We start from the raw sequence: 13,561 nt of genomic DNA, 5'->3' as shown, positions 1-13,561 counted from the left end.
GGCTCCGGGTGTGCCGGGGGCTCCGGGGGCGCGCGTGCGGGCGGAACGCGTACGGCCGGATCGCGTACCGCCGGATCGCGTACGGCCAGAACGCGTACGGCCGGACCCCGATGCCTGTCCCGGACCGGAGCGGGCCGGGAATTCCGTACAGTCGGTCGACACAGGACAAGGCCCCCGACCGGGCCGGGAAGAAGAGGCGATGAGCGGGGACGGGGACAACGACGGCGGCGTCGGCGGCGTCGGCGGTGGTATCGGTGGTGCGGCCGGCGGCGGTATGGGCGGCGCGGCCGGTGGCGGGGCGACGGGTGGTGCCGAGGGGGCACGGGGCGTGCAGGCCGGCGCGGGCGGTACGGCTGCCGTGGGTGGCGCGGTGGGAACGGGTCGTGCGGGCGGTACGGACACCGGCACCGCCGCCCGGCTGCAGAAGCTCTTCGAGGGGCACCGGCTGACGCCCACCCAGCGCCGGATCGCCCACTGCATGGTGCGCCGGGCCGCCGACGCGCCCTTCCTCTCCAGCGTCGAACTGGCCGATCTCGCCGGCGTCAGCCAGCCGTCCGTCACCCGCTTCGCGGTCGCCCTGGGCTTCGACGGCTATCCGGCGCTGCGCCGCCATCTGCGCGAGGTGGCGCCCACCGCGGGAGCCGCCGAGGCCGGTACCGCCAACGAGTACCAGCAGGCCGTCCAAGCGGAGATCGACAACCTCCGTCAGCTCGCCGCCGCCCTCACCGACCCGGCGCCGGTGGCCGAGGCGGGCCGCCTCTTCGCCGTCTCCCGCCCGCTGCTCGTCCTCGGGCTGCGCGCCGCCACCGCCCAGGCCGCGGGCTTCACCTACTTCGCCCGCAAGGTCCACCCCGACGTCCGGCTCCTGGACGAGGGCGGCACCCTGCTCACCGACCGCATCGACGCCGCCGTACGCGCCGGTGCGAGCGCGCTGCTCTGTTTCGCCCTGCCCCGCCACCCCCGCGAGGTCGTCGAGGCGCTGGAATACGCCCGCACCGCCGGACTGACCGTCGTCACCGTCGCCGACAGCGCCTTCGCCCCCGTCGCCCACCACACCGACCTCCTGCTCCCCGCCCCCGTCGGCACCGGGCTGTCCTTCGACACGGCCTGTGCCCCCATGCTGCTGGGCCGGGTCCTGCTGGAGGCGATGTGCGACGCCCTCCCGGACGCCCAGGCCCGCCTGGAGGAATTCGACGCGAGGGCGGCGGAACGCGGACTGTTCGTCGAGTGAGCAGGACGGCACGGGGGCGGGGCGTGCCGGGGGCGCGCTGAGGTCTGGCAGCTTGTGGGAGTGCCAAGGCCTGGCAGCCCGTGGGAGTGCCAAGGCATGGCAGCCCGTGGGACTGCCGTCTCAGGGAATCCTCATCCCGGCTGGCTACGATCCGCCGCCGTACAGCTGTGCCGGACAGGCGGGGCACAGCGGTCTCGGGGCGAGGAGGTCTGTCGTGGGACGCGGGGCATATGGGCTGGTCCGGGTGGCTGTGGTGGTACGGGCACCAGCCGGCTGGCTGTGGTGGCCGGGGCTGCTGGCCGCGGGCATCGGGGTGCTGGTGCCGGGACTGGCCGGCCGGACGATCGGGCTGCTGGCGGGGGCGGTGCTGGCAGTGGGCGCGGCGCTGGTGGTGGGCGTGGCACGGCGCGGGCGCTATGCGGAGCTGGCCCGGGGCGCCTCGCGCGCCGGGAAGGCCGTCATCCTTCAGGACCGCTCGGTCACCCTCCGCAGCTGGCGGCGGGCGCACCGCTGGTGGCTGCTGCTCGCTTTCCTGGTGGCGGTCGGCTCGTCGTTCGTGCTGCCGGCGACCGGTGGGCTGCTGATGGCCGGGGCCGCGCTCGGCCTGTGGGGCAAGGCGCTGTGGCTGGGCCGCTGGGAGCGGAAACACGATGCGCTGCTGTGGGTCCGGACCGAATCCGCCGGGCGGGGCGGCGCCGCGGGCAAGGATGTCACCGCGTACGTCCTGACCGGAACGGCCGCCGGGGACGCCCGGCCGGGCGGGGCACGGGCCGGTCACGCGCGGGCCGGTGGTGCGCGGAGCGGCCGCTGAGGGCCGGGCCCGGGGGCTGCCCTCGCGGGCTCTACTGCCCCTCAGGATCTACTGCCGTCCGAGGTCGCGCAGCGACTCCGTGTGGGCGCCGCCGCTCTCCTCGGTGAGGTTCTCCAGGGTCTGCGGGGTGCGGACGGTGGCGAAGCGGACGGTACCGTCCGGATCCGCCGCATAGCCGTAAATCCCGGGGCGGGGAAGGGAGTTGTAGGCGAAGTGGGTGGAGAAGTAGTACGCGCCGGTGTCCAGGAGGGCGGCGTGGTCGCCGGACTCCAGGAGGGGGAGCGGACGGTTCTCGGCGACCAGATCGCCCGCGAAGCAGCACGGTCCCGCGACGTCCTGTGCCACCGGATTGCCCGTCTTGGGGCGGCCCTCGGCGTCGTAGGCCGCCACCCGGATCGGCCAGGACTCGGGGGCGAAGACCGTACGGGTGGCGACCTGGGCGCCGGCATGGGTGACCGCGATGGGACGGCCGCCGGCCGACTTGGCGTACTCGACGCGGGCCAGGACCGTGCCGTGCTTGGCCAGCAGTGAGCGGCCGAACTCGGTGACCAGCCCATAGCGTCCGGACAGCAGCCCGGGGACGGTGGCGTGGAGCTGCGCGACGTACTCGCGGTAGGTCGGGGTGACGGCGTCCGAGGAGAAGTTGACCGGCAGGCCCCCGCCGATGTCGAGGGTGTCGATCTGACGCCGGCCGGCCCTCTCGTTGATCTCCTCGGCGAGGACGAAGAGGGTCCGGACGCCCGCGGTCATCAGCTCCAGCGGCATGCCCTGGGAACCGACATGGGCATGCAGCCGGGTCAGCCACGGCCGGGCGAGGAAGGAGCGTACGACCCAGTCCCGGGCGCCCTCGTCCCGCAGCCCCACACCGAATTTCGAGGTGTCGGTGGCGGTGCTCATCGCCCCGATGCTGCCGCCGCCGATCTGGGGGTTGACCCGCAGACCCACGGGGGCACTGCTCGGCGCGGAGGCCATCAGGGAGTCGATGCGAGCCAGTTCTTCGGGGTTGTCGGCATTGACGGCGATCCCGAGGGCCAGCGCCTCACGCAGCTCGGCGAGGGTCTTGGCCGGCGAGTCCAGGACGGTCCGCGCGACCGGCACGCCGGCGGCCCGGGCCAGCGCCAGCTCCCCCGGGCTGGCCACCTCACACCCGAGACCCTCCTGCGCGAGCAGCCGTAGAACGGGGACGAGCGAGGCGGCCTTCACCGCGAAGGCGTGCAACACCGGGGTGCCGGGGGCGGTGAACTCCTCGAAGGCGGCCCGGAGCTCGGCCACCGACCGTCGGATCCCGGCGATATCGAGCAGCCCGGCGACGGGCTCCGCGGGCCCCACCAGCCCTTGTGCAACGGCGGCCCATACGGCCCGGTCTCGGTCCGTGAAGTTCATGGGACAACTCCATCATTGGCTGGGGCTGTCACGCCAACTGATACCCACGCCCTCCGAACCGTTCCGAGGAGGGGGCCGCTGGCCAGCGCCTGCCCACGGGCTCGTAGGTCCCTCGCCACGGGGCCGTCAGCCACCGCCCTGCCAGCTCACCGGCCTGCTGGCTCGCCACCCACCGGCCGTGGGTACACCGGCCGCGGGCTCACCGGTCGCGGGTCCACCGCGCCCCGGTCCACCAGCCGGCTGTACTGCCGTGTGGCCCTGTCTGCCACCCGCGGCGTCCGACCCTTGGCCGGACGACACGAGCGGCATCCAGGACCACACGGCAGCAGTCTCAGGCCGCCCGGCCGCCGCTGAGTTCCGCCTTGCGGTGGCTTTCGGAGAGGCGGGAGCCGGACTCGCGGCGGGTGGCACGGCGCAGAAGCGGGACCGCGAGGAGGAAGCCGACGACGGCCCAGGCGCTGAGTATCAGGGCCACCGTGGGCAGCTCCCAGGAGCCGGACAGTTCCGCGGCGCGTGCGGTGTCCGGCAGGAGGGCCGAGCGCAGGCCCTGGGCCATCCACCTGAGCGGGAAGACCGAGGCGATCTTCTGGACCACCTCGGGGAGCGAGCTGAGCGGGAACATCGCTCCCGAGGTGATCAGCAGCGCCAACGTGGGCAGCATGATCAGCGCAAGCGCCTCGCGCGGGTTCGGTAGCACGGCGCCGATGGCCGCACCCAGCGGTACGACGGCGAGCAGCCCGAGCGCGCTGACCCACAGCAGTGTCAGCCAGCCGCCGAGCCCGTGCGGCAGCGGCCCGTCCACCAGCACGGCGGCGGCTCCCAGCAGGACGAGCAGGGTGCCGAAGGCCATGACGACCACCAGCAGCGACTTGGCGATGAGGTAGGCGGGTATGCCGCCGGGGGTGGCGCGCAGCCGCAGCAGGGTGCCTTCCTCGCGCTCGGTCACCAGAATCTGCGGGAGATTGACCAGCCCGATCTGGAACAGCAGATAGGCGGAGAAGCCCGCGAGCGTCAGATGGGCCATCGGGATGTGGGTGCCGGGCACCTTGCCGCTGATGTTGTGCGCGAGCAGCAGCGCCACGACGACATTGATCAGATGGCCGCTGAACTCCTTGCGGTTACGCAGGAGGTGGCGCAGTTCGATCCGCCCGCGCTGGAAGCCGGCGCGCCAGGGACGGCGGCGGGAGCGCGGTGCGGTCTCCCCCGGGGCGGCGCCGCGCGGGTGGCCCGGCCCGGTCCGGCCCCTCGCACCGGCCGTGTCCGTCGCCCCGGTCGTCTCGATTCCCTCGGTCGTGCCCGTCGCCGTCGTCGCGGCTGTCATATCGGTCCCCCTCATGCGGCTCGTTCCTCCCCCTCCGGGGCGCCGGCCCCGGCCTCGGCCCCGTCGGCCCCGCGCTTGGCCTCCCGGTGCACCATGTGCAGATAGGTGTCCTCCAACGTGGGGCGGCGGACCTCCAGATCGGCGATCGGTCCACCGGTGTGCTGGTGGAGTTCCCAGACCAGCCGGGACGGGTCCGCGGTGCGCTCCGTGCGCGCCGTGCCGTCGGCCGCCGTCCAGCGGACCTCGGCCTGGGCGGCGGCCCGCCGGGACAGTTCCGTCGGGGTGCCTTGGACCCCGATCCGGCCGTTGACCAGCATTGCTATCCGGTCGGCCAGCCGCTCGGCCTCCACCAGGTCGTGGGTGGTGAGCAGGATCGTCACGCCCTCGTCGCGGGCGAGCCGTTCGATCAGATCGTGGAAGTCGCGCCGGGCCTCGGGGTCGAAGCCGGTGGTCGGCTCGTCCAGGAAGAGGAGTTCGGGGCGGCCGACGATGGCCAGGGCGACGTCCAGACGGCGGCGCTGGCCGCCGGAGAGATGCTCGACCTGGCGGCCGGCCTGCTTGGTGAGGCCGACCAGGGCCAGCAGCTCGGCCGGGTCGCGGGGGTTCGGGTAGTACGTGGCGAAGTGCGTCAGCAGCTCGGCGACCTGCCAGCGGCGGTGGTCGCGCCAGTACTGCAGCACCAGACCGATCCGGCCGCGCCAGGCGTCGTCACCGCGCGCCGGGTCCGCACCCAGGACGCGGACCTCCCCGGCGGAACACTGACGGAAGCCCTCCAGGATCTCGACGGTGGTGGTCTTCCCGGCGCCGTTGGGGCCGAGCAGCGCGAAGATCTCGCCGCGGTGGATGTCCAGGTCGATGCCGTGCAGGATCGTGGTGTCGCCGTACGACATCCGCAAGTCCCGTACCTGGACGACGGCTTGGCGGGCTGCGGTGGACCCCGGGGCCGCTTCCGGCGCGGTCCTGGCCGGGGCCGTGGGTAGGTGCTCGGTCGTGGTCATCGGCCCGCCTCCGCGCGCTGTTGCTGGTGCTGTGTCCCTGATGTCGTCGCCGCGGCGGACTCCGTCGCCGGCGTGGCGCCCGTCGTCGGTCCCGCGCCCTCGACGATGGCCCGGAGTGCGGCCACATGTCCGTCGAAGGCGGTGCGGCCGCGGCTGGTCAGCCGTACCTTGGTGCGCCGTTTACGGCCGCCGCCCTCCTTGTGGATCTCCAGATACCCGGCCTCTTCCAAGGTGTGCAGCTGCTTGGAGAGCGCGGAGTCGCTGAGCGAGAGGCTGTCGCGGATGAAGGAGAAGTCGGCCCATTCCGTGGCGGCGAGCAGGGCCACCACGGACAGGCGGGTGGACGGGTGGATCAGTTCGTCGAAGCCGCTCGGGGTGCTCATCAACTCACCGCCTGGTGGCCGACTCTCGCACCGCGGTCGCGGAGCGCGCTGACCGCCCAGCGGTTCGCCGGGCCGACGAAGAGCAGGAAGGCGCCCGTCGAGGCGGTGGCCTGGATCAGGCTGCCGAACGGCAGCGCCAGCTGGTTGGCCACGAAGCCGGACACCAGGATGGTCACGAGGGTGACTGCCATGCCCGCGACGAAGGTGGCGAACGACCGCCAGCTGTGGCGCGAGCGGTGCAGCCGGATCCGGCTCCTGCGGTTGTAGATCACCGCCACGCTGCCCAGTACGGCGAAGTAGGCGGTCAATACCAGCCAGAACGCCCACGTGGGCAGATCCAGGCCCGTGACGGCGAGGAACACCCACATCACCGCGGCCGTGAAGTACGTCGACCCGAGGTCGCTCTGGGCGCTTCTCTCGATCTCGTCGTACACCCGCTCCTGCGGTACCCGGATGCGCTGTAGATCTTGCCAGGCCCGTTCGGCATCCACCGGTGTGCTCATGGCGCTCGCCTCCCCAAGGCGGTTCGTACGTTCCCCGTTGACTTGCCCACTAGGAAAGTTAGCGCAGACTTTCCCGGTGGGCAAGTCAAAAATTGTGCGCGGCGTCCGGCTGGTTCCCGTGCCTTGCGGTGGGCGCCGCGCCCGCACCCTGTTGACTAACGCTATTCACCGACACCAATATGTGAATAGCTCAATCCATTCGATGTCAGGGAGGCACGGCCCATGTCGGGACCGCGACCCGTGCGGGCACCGCGCGGTACGGAGCTGAGTGCTCGGGGATGGCAGCAGGAAGCCGCGCTGCGCATGCTGCAGAACAACCTCGATCCGGAGGTGGCCGAACACCCGGACCAGCTCGTCGTCTACGGCGGCACGGGCAAGGCCGCACGTGACTGGCGCTCCTTCGACGCGATGGTGCGCACGCTCACCACGCTCAAGCAGGACGAGACGATGCTCGTCCAGTCCGGTCGGCCGGTCGGCGTCATGCAGACGCACGAGTGGGCGCCGCGGGTGCTCATCGCCAACTCCAACCTCGTCGGCGACTGGGCCAACTGGGAGGAGTTCCGCCGGCTGGAGGCCCTCGGGCTGACCATGTACGGGCAGATGACGGCCGGTTCGTGGATCTACATCGGCACCCAGGGGATCCTCCAGGGCACCTACGAGACCTTCGCGGCCGTCGCGGCGAAGAAGTTCGGCGGCACGCTCGCCGGGACGATCACCCTCACCGCCGGCCTCGGCGGCATGGGCGGCGCCCAGCCGCTCGCCGTCACCATGAACGACGGTGTCGCGATCTGCATCGACGTCGACCCGCGGGCCATCGAGCGCCGGATCGAGCACCGCTACCTGGACGTCCGGGCGGACAGCCTCCAGCACGCGCTCCAGCTCGCCGTCGAGGCCCGTGACCGGCGCAAGCCGCTGTCCATCGGTCTGCTCGGCAACGCGGCGGAGCTGCTGCCGCAGATGCTCGCCGAGGGTGCGCCGATCGACATCGTCACCGACCAGACCAGCGCCCACGACCCGCTGGCCTATCTGCCGGTCGGCATCGACTTCGACGACATGGCCGCCTACGCCGCCGAGAAGCCCGCCGACTTCACCCAGCGGGCGCGCGAGTCGATGGCCCGGCACGTCGAGGCCATGGTCGGCTTCATGGACGCCGGTGCCGAGGTCTTCGACTACGGCAACTCGATCCGCGGCGAGGCCCAACTCGCCGGATACGAGCGGGCCTTCGCCTTCCCCGGCTTCGTCCCCGCCTATATCCGGCCACTGTTCGCCGAGGGCAAGGGGCCGTTCCGCTGGGCCGCGCTGTCCGGCGACGCCCGCGACATCGCCGCCACCGACAAGGCGATCCTGGACCTCTTCCCGGAGAACGAGTCGCTGGCCCGCTGGATCAAGCTGGCCGGCGAGCGGGTCCACTTCCAGGGCCTGCCCGCCCGTATCTGCTGGCTCGGCTACGGCGAGCGCGACAAGGCCGGCGAGCGCTTCAACGAGATGGTCGCCGACGGGACGTTGCAGGCGCCGCTGGCCATCGGCCGTGACCACCTCGACTGCGGCTCCGTCGCCTCGCCCTACCGCGAGACCGAGGCCATGAAGGACGGCTCGGACGCGATCGCCGACTGGCCGCTGCTCAACGCCATGGTCAACGTCGCCTCGGGCGCCTCCTGGGTCTCGCTGCACCACGGCGGCGGCGTCGGCATGGGCCGCTCGATCCACGCCGGCCAGGTCACCGTCGCCGACGGCACCCCGCTGGCCGGCGAGAAGATCCGCCGGGTACTCACCAACGACCCCGGCATGGGCGTCATCCGGCACGTCGACGCGGGCTACGAGCGCGCCGACGAGGTGGCCGCCGAGCGCGGTGTCCGCATCCCGATGCGCGAGGGCGAAGGCGGGGGCGCGTGACCGCCTCGTTCCACGAGATGTGGGAGGAGTTGCGGCCCCTCGGCCGCGACTCCTCCTCCGGGGGCTACCGCCGCTACGCCTGGACCGGCGCCGACGCCGACTGCCGCGCGTGGTTCCGGGCCCAGGCCGAGGCCCGCGGGCTCGCCTACGAACTGGACCGCAACGGCAACCAGTGGGCCTGGCTCGGCGCCACCGGCCCCCAGGACGTGGCCCCCGGCGACGCCGTCGTCACCGGCTCCCACCTCGACTCCGTACCGGACGGCGGCGCCTTCGACGGCCCCCTCGGCGTCGTCTCCTCCTTCGCCGCGCTGGACGAACTCCGCCGAAGGGGAGCGGAATTCGGCAGGCCGCTGGCGATCGTCAACTTCGGCGACGAGGAAGGCGCCCGCTTCGGCCTGGCCTGCGTCGGCTCCCGGCTCTCCGCCGGGGCGCTGACCACCGAGGACGCGCACCGGCTGCGCGACGGCGACGGCATCACCCTCCCGCAGGCCATGGAGCGCGCGGGCCACGACCCCGACGCCATCGGACCGGATCCCGAACGGCTCGCCAGGATCGGCGCGTTCGTCGAGCTCCACGTCGAGCAGGGGCGCGCCCTGGACCTGTCCGGCGACCCGGTCGGCATCGCCTCCGCCATCTGGCCGCACGGGCGCTGGCGGTTCGACTTCCGCGGCGAGGCCAACCACGCCGGCACCACGCGCCTGGAGGACCGCCGCGACCCGATGCTCAGCTACGCCGCGACCGTGCTCGCCGCGCGGGAACAGGCCCGGCTGGCCGGCGCCCTGGCCACCTTCGGGAAGATCAGCGTGGAGCCGAACGGCGTCAATGCCATCCCCTCGCTCGTGCGCGGCTGGCTGGACTCCCGGGCGCCCGACCAGGACACCCTGGACACCGTGATCACCGGGATCGAGCAGGCCGCCGCCGAGCGCGCCGCCCGCGACGGCGTGGACCTGAGCGTCGTCCGCGAATCCTTCACGCCCGTCGTGGAGTTCCAGCACGCCCTGCGGGACGAGCTGAGCGCGATCCTCGGCAAGGCGCGGGAGCGGGCCGTGCCGGTGCTGGGCACCGGAGCCGGGCACGACGCCGGTATTTTGTCCGGGACCGTCCCCACCGCCATGCTGTTCGTCCGCAACCCCACCGGGGTGTCGCACTCACCCGCCGAAGCGGCGGACGAGGACGACTGCGCCGCCGGGGTCACCGCACTCGCCGACGTACTGGAGGGGCTGGCGTGCCGCTGACGACGCAGGCAACACCGACCACGCCGACGACACCGACGACGTACTGGCTCGAACACGCCTGGCTGGGCACTCATGTCGAGCCGGGCGTGGCCGTGGACGTCGCGGACGGGCGGATCACGGCCGTCCGCCCGGGGGCCGGCACCCCGCCGCCCGGCGCCACCACGCTGCGCGGCCTGACCCTGCCCGGCCTCGCCAACGCCCACTCGCACGCCTTCCACCGCGCGCTGCGCGGCACCGTCCAGGTCGGCACCGGCACCTTCTGGACCTGGCGCGAGGTCATGTACGGCGTCGCCGACAAGCTCACCCCGGACTCCTATTACGCCCTCGCCCGCGCCGTCTACGCCGAGATGGCGCTGGCCGGCATCACCTGCGTCGGCGAATTCCACTACCTCCACCACGCGCCCGGCGGCACCCGCTACCGCGACCCCAACGCCATGGGCGAGGCGCTGCTCGCGGCCGCCGCCGACGCCGGTATCCGCATCACCCTCCTCGACACCGCCTATCTCTCGGCCGGCTTCGGCGACCCGCCCAACCAGCACCAGCTGCGTTTCTCCGACGGCACCGCCGAAAGCTGGGCCCAGCGCGCCGACGCCCTCAAGGACGGCCACGACCACGCGCGCATCGGCGCCGCCATCCACTCCGTACGTGCCGTGCCGGCCGCCCAGCTCGCCACCGTCGCCGAGTGGGCCCGCGGGCGGCAGGCTCCCCTGCACGTCCACCTCTCGGAGCAGACCGCCGAGAACGACGCCTGCCGCGACGCCCACGGCCGGACCCCCACCCAACTGCTCTCCGAGCACGGGGTGCTGGGCCCGCGGACCACGGCCGTGCACGCCACCCACCTCACCGGTGAGGACATCGAGCTGCTGGGCGACTCCCGCACCGGCGTCTGCATGTGTCCCACCACCGAACGCGACCTGGCCGACGGCATCGGCCCGGCCGCCCGCCTCCAGGGCCGCGGCAGTCCGCTGTCCCTCGGCAGCGACAGCCATGCCGTCATCGACCTGCTCGAAGAGGCCCGCGCCATGGAGCTCGACGAACGGCTGCGCACCCGCACCCGCGGGCACTGGACGGCGGCCGCCCTGCTGCGCGCCGCGAGCGCCGACGGCCATGCCGCCCTGGGCTGGGAGGACGCCGGCGCCCTGGAAGCCGGCGCGCTCGCCGACCTCACCACGATCGCACTGGACTCCGTACGCACCGCCGGACCACTGCCCCGGCTGGGCGCCGAGACGGCGGTATTCGCCGCCTCCGCCGCGGACGTGCGACACACCATCGTCGGCGGGCGGCAGATCGTCCGCGACGGCGTGCACACTCTTCTCGCCGACGTACCCACCGCCCTGGCAGAGTCCATCGCCGCCGTACGCGGCTGAAGGAGAACACCCCCGCGATGACGACGACCTCCACGCCGACCACCGCCATCACCCACATCGCCCAGCTCGTCACCAACGACCCCTCCCTCGGTGAAGGCCCCCTCGGTCTGATCCAGGACGCGGCGGTCGTCATCGACGGCGACCGCATCGCCTGGGTCGGTGCATCCAGCAAAGCACCCGCCACTGACAACGCCGTCGACGCCGGCGGCCGGGCAGGCATCCCCGGCTTCGTCGACTCCCACTCCCACCTGGTCTTCGCCGGCGACCGCACCGCGGAGTTCAACGCCCGGATGTCCGGCCGCCCTTACTCCGCCGGCGGCATCCGCACCACCGTCGCCGCCACCCGCGCCGCCTCCGACGAGGCCCTGCACGCCAACGTCGCCCGCTATCTCGCCGAGGCGCTCCGCCAGGGCACCACCACCCAGGAGACCAAGTCCGGCTACGGCCTCACCGTCGAGGACGAGGCCCGCGCGCTGCGCATCGCGGCCGAGCACACCGACGAGGTCACCTTCCTCGGTGCCCACATCGTCTCGCCCGACTACGCCGACGACCCGGCCGGCTACGTCGACCTCGTCACCGGCCCGATGCTGGACGCCTGCGCCCCGCACGCCCGCTGGGTCGACGTCTTCTGCGAGAAGGGCGCCTTCGACGGCGACCAGGCGCGTGCCGTCCTCACCGCGGGCAAGGCCAGGGGCCTGGTGCCGCGGGTGCACGCCAACCAGCTCGGCCACGGCCCCGGCGTCCAGCTCGCCGTCGAACTCGGCGCGGCCTCCGCCGACCACTGCACCCACCTCAGCGCCGCCGACATCGACGCCCTGGCGCAGTCCGACACGGTCGCCACCCTGCTCCCCGGCGCCGAGTTCTCCACCCGTGCCCGGTGGCCCGACGCCCGCCCGCTGCTCGACGCGGGCGCCACCGTCGCGCTGTCCACCGACTGCAACCCCGGCTCCTCCTTCACGAGTTCGATGCCGTTCTGCATCGCGCTCGCCGTCCGCGACATGGGGATGACCCCCGACGAGGCGGTCTGGTCGGCGACCGCGGGCGGCGCCCGCGCCCTGCGCCGTACGGACATCGGCCGGATCGCCCCCGGCGCCCGCGCCGACCTGGCCCTGCTGGACGCACCCTCGCACGTCCATCTCGCCTACCGGCCCGGTGTCCCGCTCGTCTCGGCCGTGTGGCACAAGGGCGTGCTCGTCTGACGGCCCGCACCGGACGGCCGGCTGACGGCTTCCGGTGCGCCCGGGCACGCGAAGGAGGGCCCGTCCCGAACAACCCCGGGGCGGGCCCTCCTTCGCGCGGGCGGTGGCCGGTCGCGGGCGACCGGCAGTGACCGCGGTCCCTCACTCGTCGATCATCAGGCCCTTACGGAGCCGTCCGAGGGTGCGCGAGAGCAGACGGGAGACGTGCATCTGGGAGATGCCCAGCTCCTCGCCGATCTCGGACTGCGTCATGTTGGCGACGAAGCGCAGCGAGAGGATCTTCCGGTCGCGCGGCGGGAGTTCGGCGATCAGCGGCTTGAGCGATTCCACGTACTCGATGCCTTCGAGGCCGTGGTCCTCGTAGCCGATGCGGTCGGCCAGCGCGCCTTCGCTGTCGTCCTCCTCCGGCTGGGCGTCCAGCGAGCTCGCGGTGTACGCGTTGCTCGCGGCCATGCCCTCGACGACCTCGTCACGGCTGATGTCGAGGCGCGCGGCGAGTTCGTGCACCGTGGGCGCGCGGTCCAGCTTCTGCGCCAGCTCGTCGCCCGCCTTGGCGAGGTCCAGCCGCAGTTCCTGGAGCCGCCTCGGTACGCGCACCGACCAGCTGGTGTCGCGGAAGAAACGCTTGATCTCGCCGATGATGGTCGGCATTGCGAACGTCGGGAACTCGACGCCACGGCTGAGTTCGAAGCGGTCGATCGCCTTGATCAGGCCGATCGTGCCGACCTGGACGATGTCCTCCATGGGCTCGCTGCGGGAACGGAACCGGGAGGCCGCGAACTTCACCAGGGCGAGATTGAGCTCGACCAGCGTGTTACGGACGTACGCGAATTCGTGGGTGCCTTCTTCGAGGTTCTCGAGCCGCTCGAAGAGGGTCTTGGACAGAGCCCTCGCGTCCACCGGACCCACCTCGTCGAACGGCGGGATCTCGGGCAGACCCTCGATCTCAGCCTCTTCTGCCAGGTCTGATTCGGCAGGGAGCAGCTGGGAAGGGATGAGCCCGGTCGGGTCGGACGGGGGTGTCGACGAAGCGGGGTGCCGGTGGTCGTCGGTACGCAATTCGTCGAGCCGGGGTGACATGGTCTCCTCCATCGTTCTCGGCATATGGCTGCCGATGCCTCTACACGAAGCTGCGGTGTGCGGCGCCTCCAAAGCCGGCCGTGTTGGATGTGTGCTTCTACGCCTACCTGGATTTGCGTGAAGATGGCAAGTGCGCGTTGTCCGTATATTGGTCTTT

At 72.6% G+C, this 13,561-nt stretch carries 12 protein-coding genes; 6 read left to right on the top strand and 6 right to left on the bottom strand.

The window, feature by feature from the left end; all coding sequences use genetic code 11:
* The first annotated feature begins 199 nt into the window (after positions 1-199).
* Positions 200-1,231, top strand: a complete 1,032-nt coding sequence (locus EST54_RS25270; protein ID WP_174857513.1) for a MurR/RpiR family transcriptional regulator — start codon at positions 200-202, stop codon at positions 1,229-1,231.
* A 214-nt stretch (positions 1,232-1,445) separates the two neighbouring features.
* Complete coding sequence (locus EST54_RS25265) at positions 1,446-2,042, top strand: hypothetical protein (RefSeq protein WP_129250016.1); 597 nt, start codon at positions 1,446-1,448, stop codon at positions 2,040-2,042.
* 48 nt (positions 2,043-2,090) lie between these two features.
* Here EST54_RS25265 and EST54_RS25260 read toward each other — a convergent pair whose 3' ends face one another.
* The 5 genes from EST54_RS25260 to EST54_RS25240 all read right to left on the bottom strand — a co-directional run bounded on the left by EST54_RS25260 (position 2,091) and on the right by EST54_RS25240 (position 6,630).
* Positions 2,091-3,425 (bottom strand): type III PLP-dependent enzyme domain-containing protein, encoded by a 1,335-nt coding sequence (locus EST54_RS25260; RefSeq protein ID WP_129250015.1) that lies wholly within the window; start codon positions 3,423-3,425, stop codon positions 2,091-2,093.
* A 331-nt stretch (positions 3,426-3,756) separates the two neighbouring features.
* Positions 3,757-4,746 carry an ABC transporter permease gene (locus EST54_RS25255; protein ID WP_244942613.1) on the bottom strand — a complete coding sequence of 330 codons (990 nt, stop codon included), beginning with the start codon at positions 4,744-4,746 and terminating at the stop codon, positions 3,757-3,759.
* Between the two features lie 11 nt (positions 4,747-4,757).
* Positions 4,758-5,744 (bottom strand): ABC transporter ATP-binding protein, encoded by a 987-nt coding sequence (locus EST54_RS25250; RefSeq protein ID WP_372448252.1) that lies wholly within the window; start codon positions 5,742-5,744, stop codon positions 4,758-4,760.
* Positions 5,741-6,127 carry a transcriptional regulator gene (locus tag EST54_RS25245; protein ID WP_129250014.1) on the bottom strand — a complete coding sequence of 129 codons (387 nt, stop codon included), beginning with the start codon at positions 6,125-6,127 and terminating at the stop codon, positions 5,741-5,743. The genes EST54_RS25250 and EST54_RS25245 overlap by 4 nt, the downstream gene beginning before the upstream one ends.
* Positions 6,127-6,630, bottom strand: a complete 504-nt coding sequence (locus EST54_RS25240; protein ID WP_129250013.1) for a hypothetical protein — start codon at positions 6,628-6,630, stop codon at positions 6,127-6,129. The genes EST54_RS25245 and EST54_RS25240 overlap by 1 nt, the downstream gene beginning before the upstream one ends.
* Positions 6,631-6,852: 222 nt before the next feature.
* Here EST54_RS25240 and hutU point away from each other — a divergent pair, with 222 nt between their 5' ends.
* Genes hutU through hutI form a run of 4 tightly spaced genes read left to right on the top strand, consistent with a single transcriptional unit; the run spans position 6,853 to position 12,324 of the window.
* Complete coding sequence (gene hutU, locus EST54_RS25235; RefSeq protein WP_129250012.1) at positions 6,853-8,523, top strand: urocanate hydratase; 1,671 nt, start codon at positions 6,853-6,855, stop codon at positions 8,521-8,523.
* A 17-nt stretch (positions 8,524-8,540) separates the two neighbouring features.
* Positions 8,541-9,758, top strand: coding sequence for an allantoate amidohydrolase (locus tag EST54_RS25230; RefSeq protein WP_239013539.1), 1,218 nt, complete (start codon positions 8,541-8,543; stop codon positions 9,756-9,758).
* Positions 9,749-11,125, top strand: coding sequence for a formimidoylglutamate deiminase (locus EST54_RS25225; protein ID WP_174857512.1), 1,377 nt, complete (start codon positions 9,749-9,751; stop codon positions 11,123-11,125). Before EST54_RS25230 ends, EST54_RS25225 begins: the two co-directional genes overlap by 10 nt.
* 17 nt (positions 11,126-11,142) lie before the next feature.
* Positions 11,143-12,324: an imidazolonepropionase gene (gene hutI, locus EST54_RS25220; protein WP_129250010.1), complete on the top strand. Its 1,182-nt coding sequence runs from the start codon at positions 11,143-11,145 to the stop codon at positions 12,322-12,324.
* A 141-nt stretch (positions 12,325-12,465) separates the two neighbouring features.
* On the opposite strand, the gene EST54_RS25215 is transcribed toward hutI, so the two are convergent.
* Entirely contained in the window at positions 12,466-13,404 is a 939-nt protein-coding gene (locus EST54_RS25215; RefSeq protein WP_129250022.1) for an RNA polymerase sigma factor SigF, read from the bottom strand.
* Positions 13,405-13,561: the final 157 nt, after the last annotated feature.

It is taken from the genome of Streptomyces sioyaensis, assembly GCF_004122735.1.
GTDB lineage: Bacteria > Actinomycetota > Actinomycetes > Streptomycetales > Streptomycetaceae > Streptomyces > Streptomyces sioyaensis.
This window is presented reverse-complemented; position numbering and strand designations above follow the sequence as displayed.

Coding starts and splice junctions, on each gene's coding strand:
- EST54_RS25255 (WP_244942613.1), bottom strand. CDS start 4,746: ATGACAGCCGCGACGACGGCGACGGGCACGACCGAGGGAATCGAGACG.
- hutI (WP_129250010.1), top strand. CDS start 11,143: ATGACGACGACCTCCACGCCGACCACCGCCATCACCCACATCGCCCAG.
- EST54_RS25245 (WP_129250014.1), bottom strand. CDS start 6,127: ATGAGCACCCCGAGCGGCTTCGACGAACTGATCCACCCGTCCACCCGC.
- EST54_RS25260 (WP_129250015.1), bottom strand. CDS start 3,425: ATGAACTTCACGGACCGAGACCGGGCCGTATGGGCCGCCGTTGCACAA.
- EST54_RS25215 (WP_129250022.1), bottom strand. CDS start 13,404: ATGTCACCCCGGCTCGACGAATTGCGTACCGACGACCACCGGCACCCC.
- hutU (WP_129250012.1), top strand. CDS start 6,853: ATGTCGGGACCGCGACCCGTGCGGGCACCGCGCGGTACGGAGCTGAGT.
- EST54_RS25240 (WP_129250013.1), bottom strand. CDS start 6,630: ATGAGCACACCGGTGGATGCCGAACGGGCCTGGCAAGATCTACAGCGC.
- EST54_RS25270 (WP_174857513.1), top strand. CDS start 200: ATGAGCGGGGACGGGGACAACGACGGCGGCGTCGGCGGCGTCGGCGGT.
- EST54_RS25250 (WP_372448252.1), bottom strand. CDS start 5,744: ATGACCACGACCGAGCACCTACCCACGGCCCCGGCCAGGACCGCGCCG.
- EST54_RS25230 (WP_239013539.1), top strand. CDS start 8,541: ATGTGGGAGGAGTTGCGGCCCCTCGGCCGCGACTCCTCCTCCGGGGGC.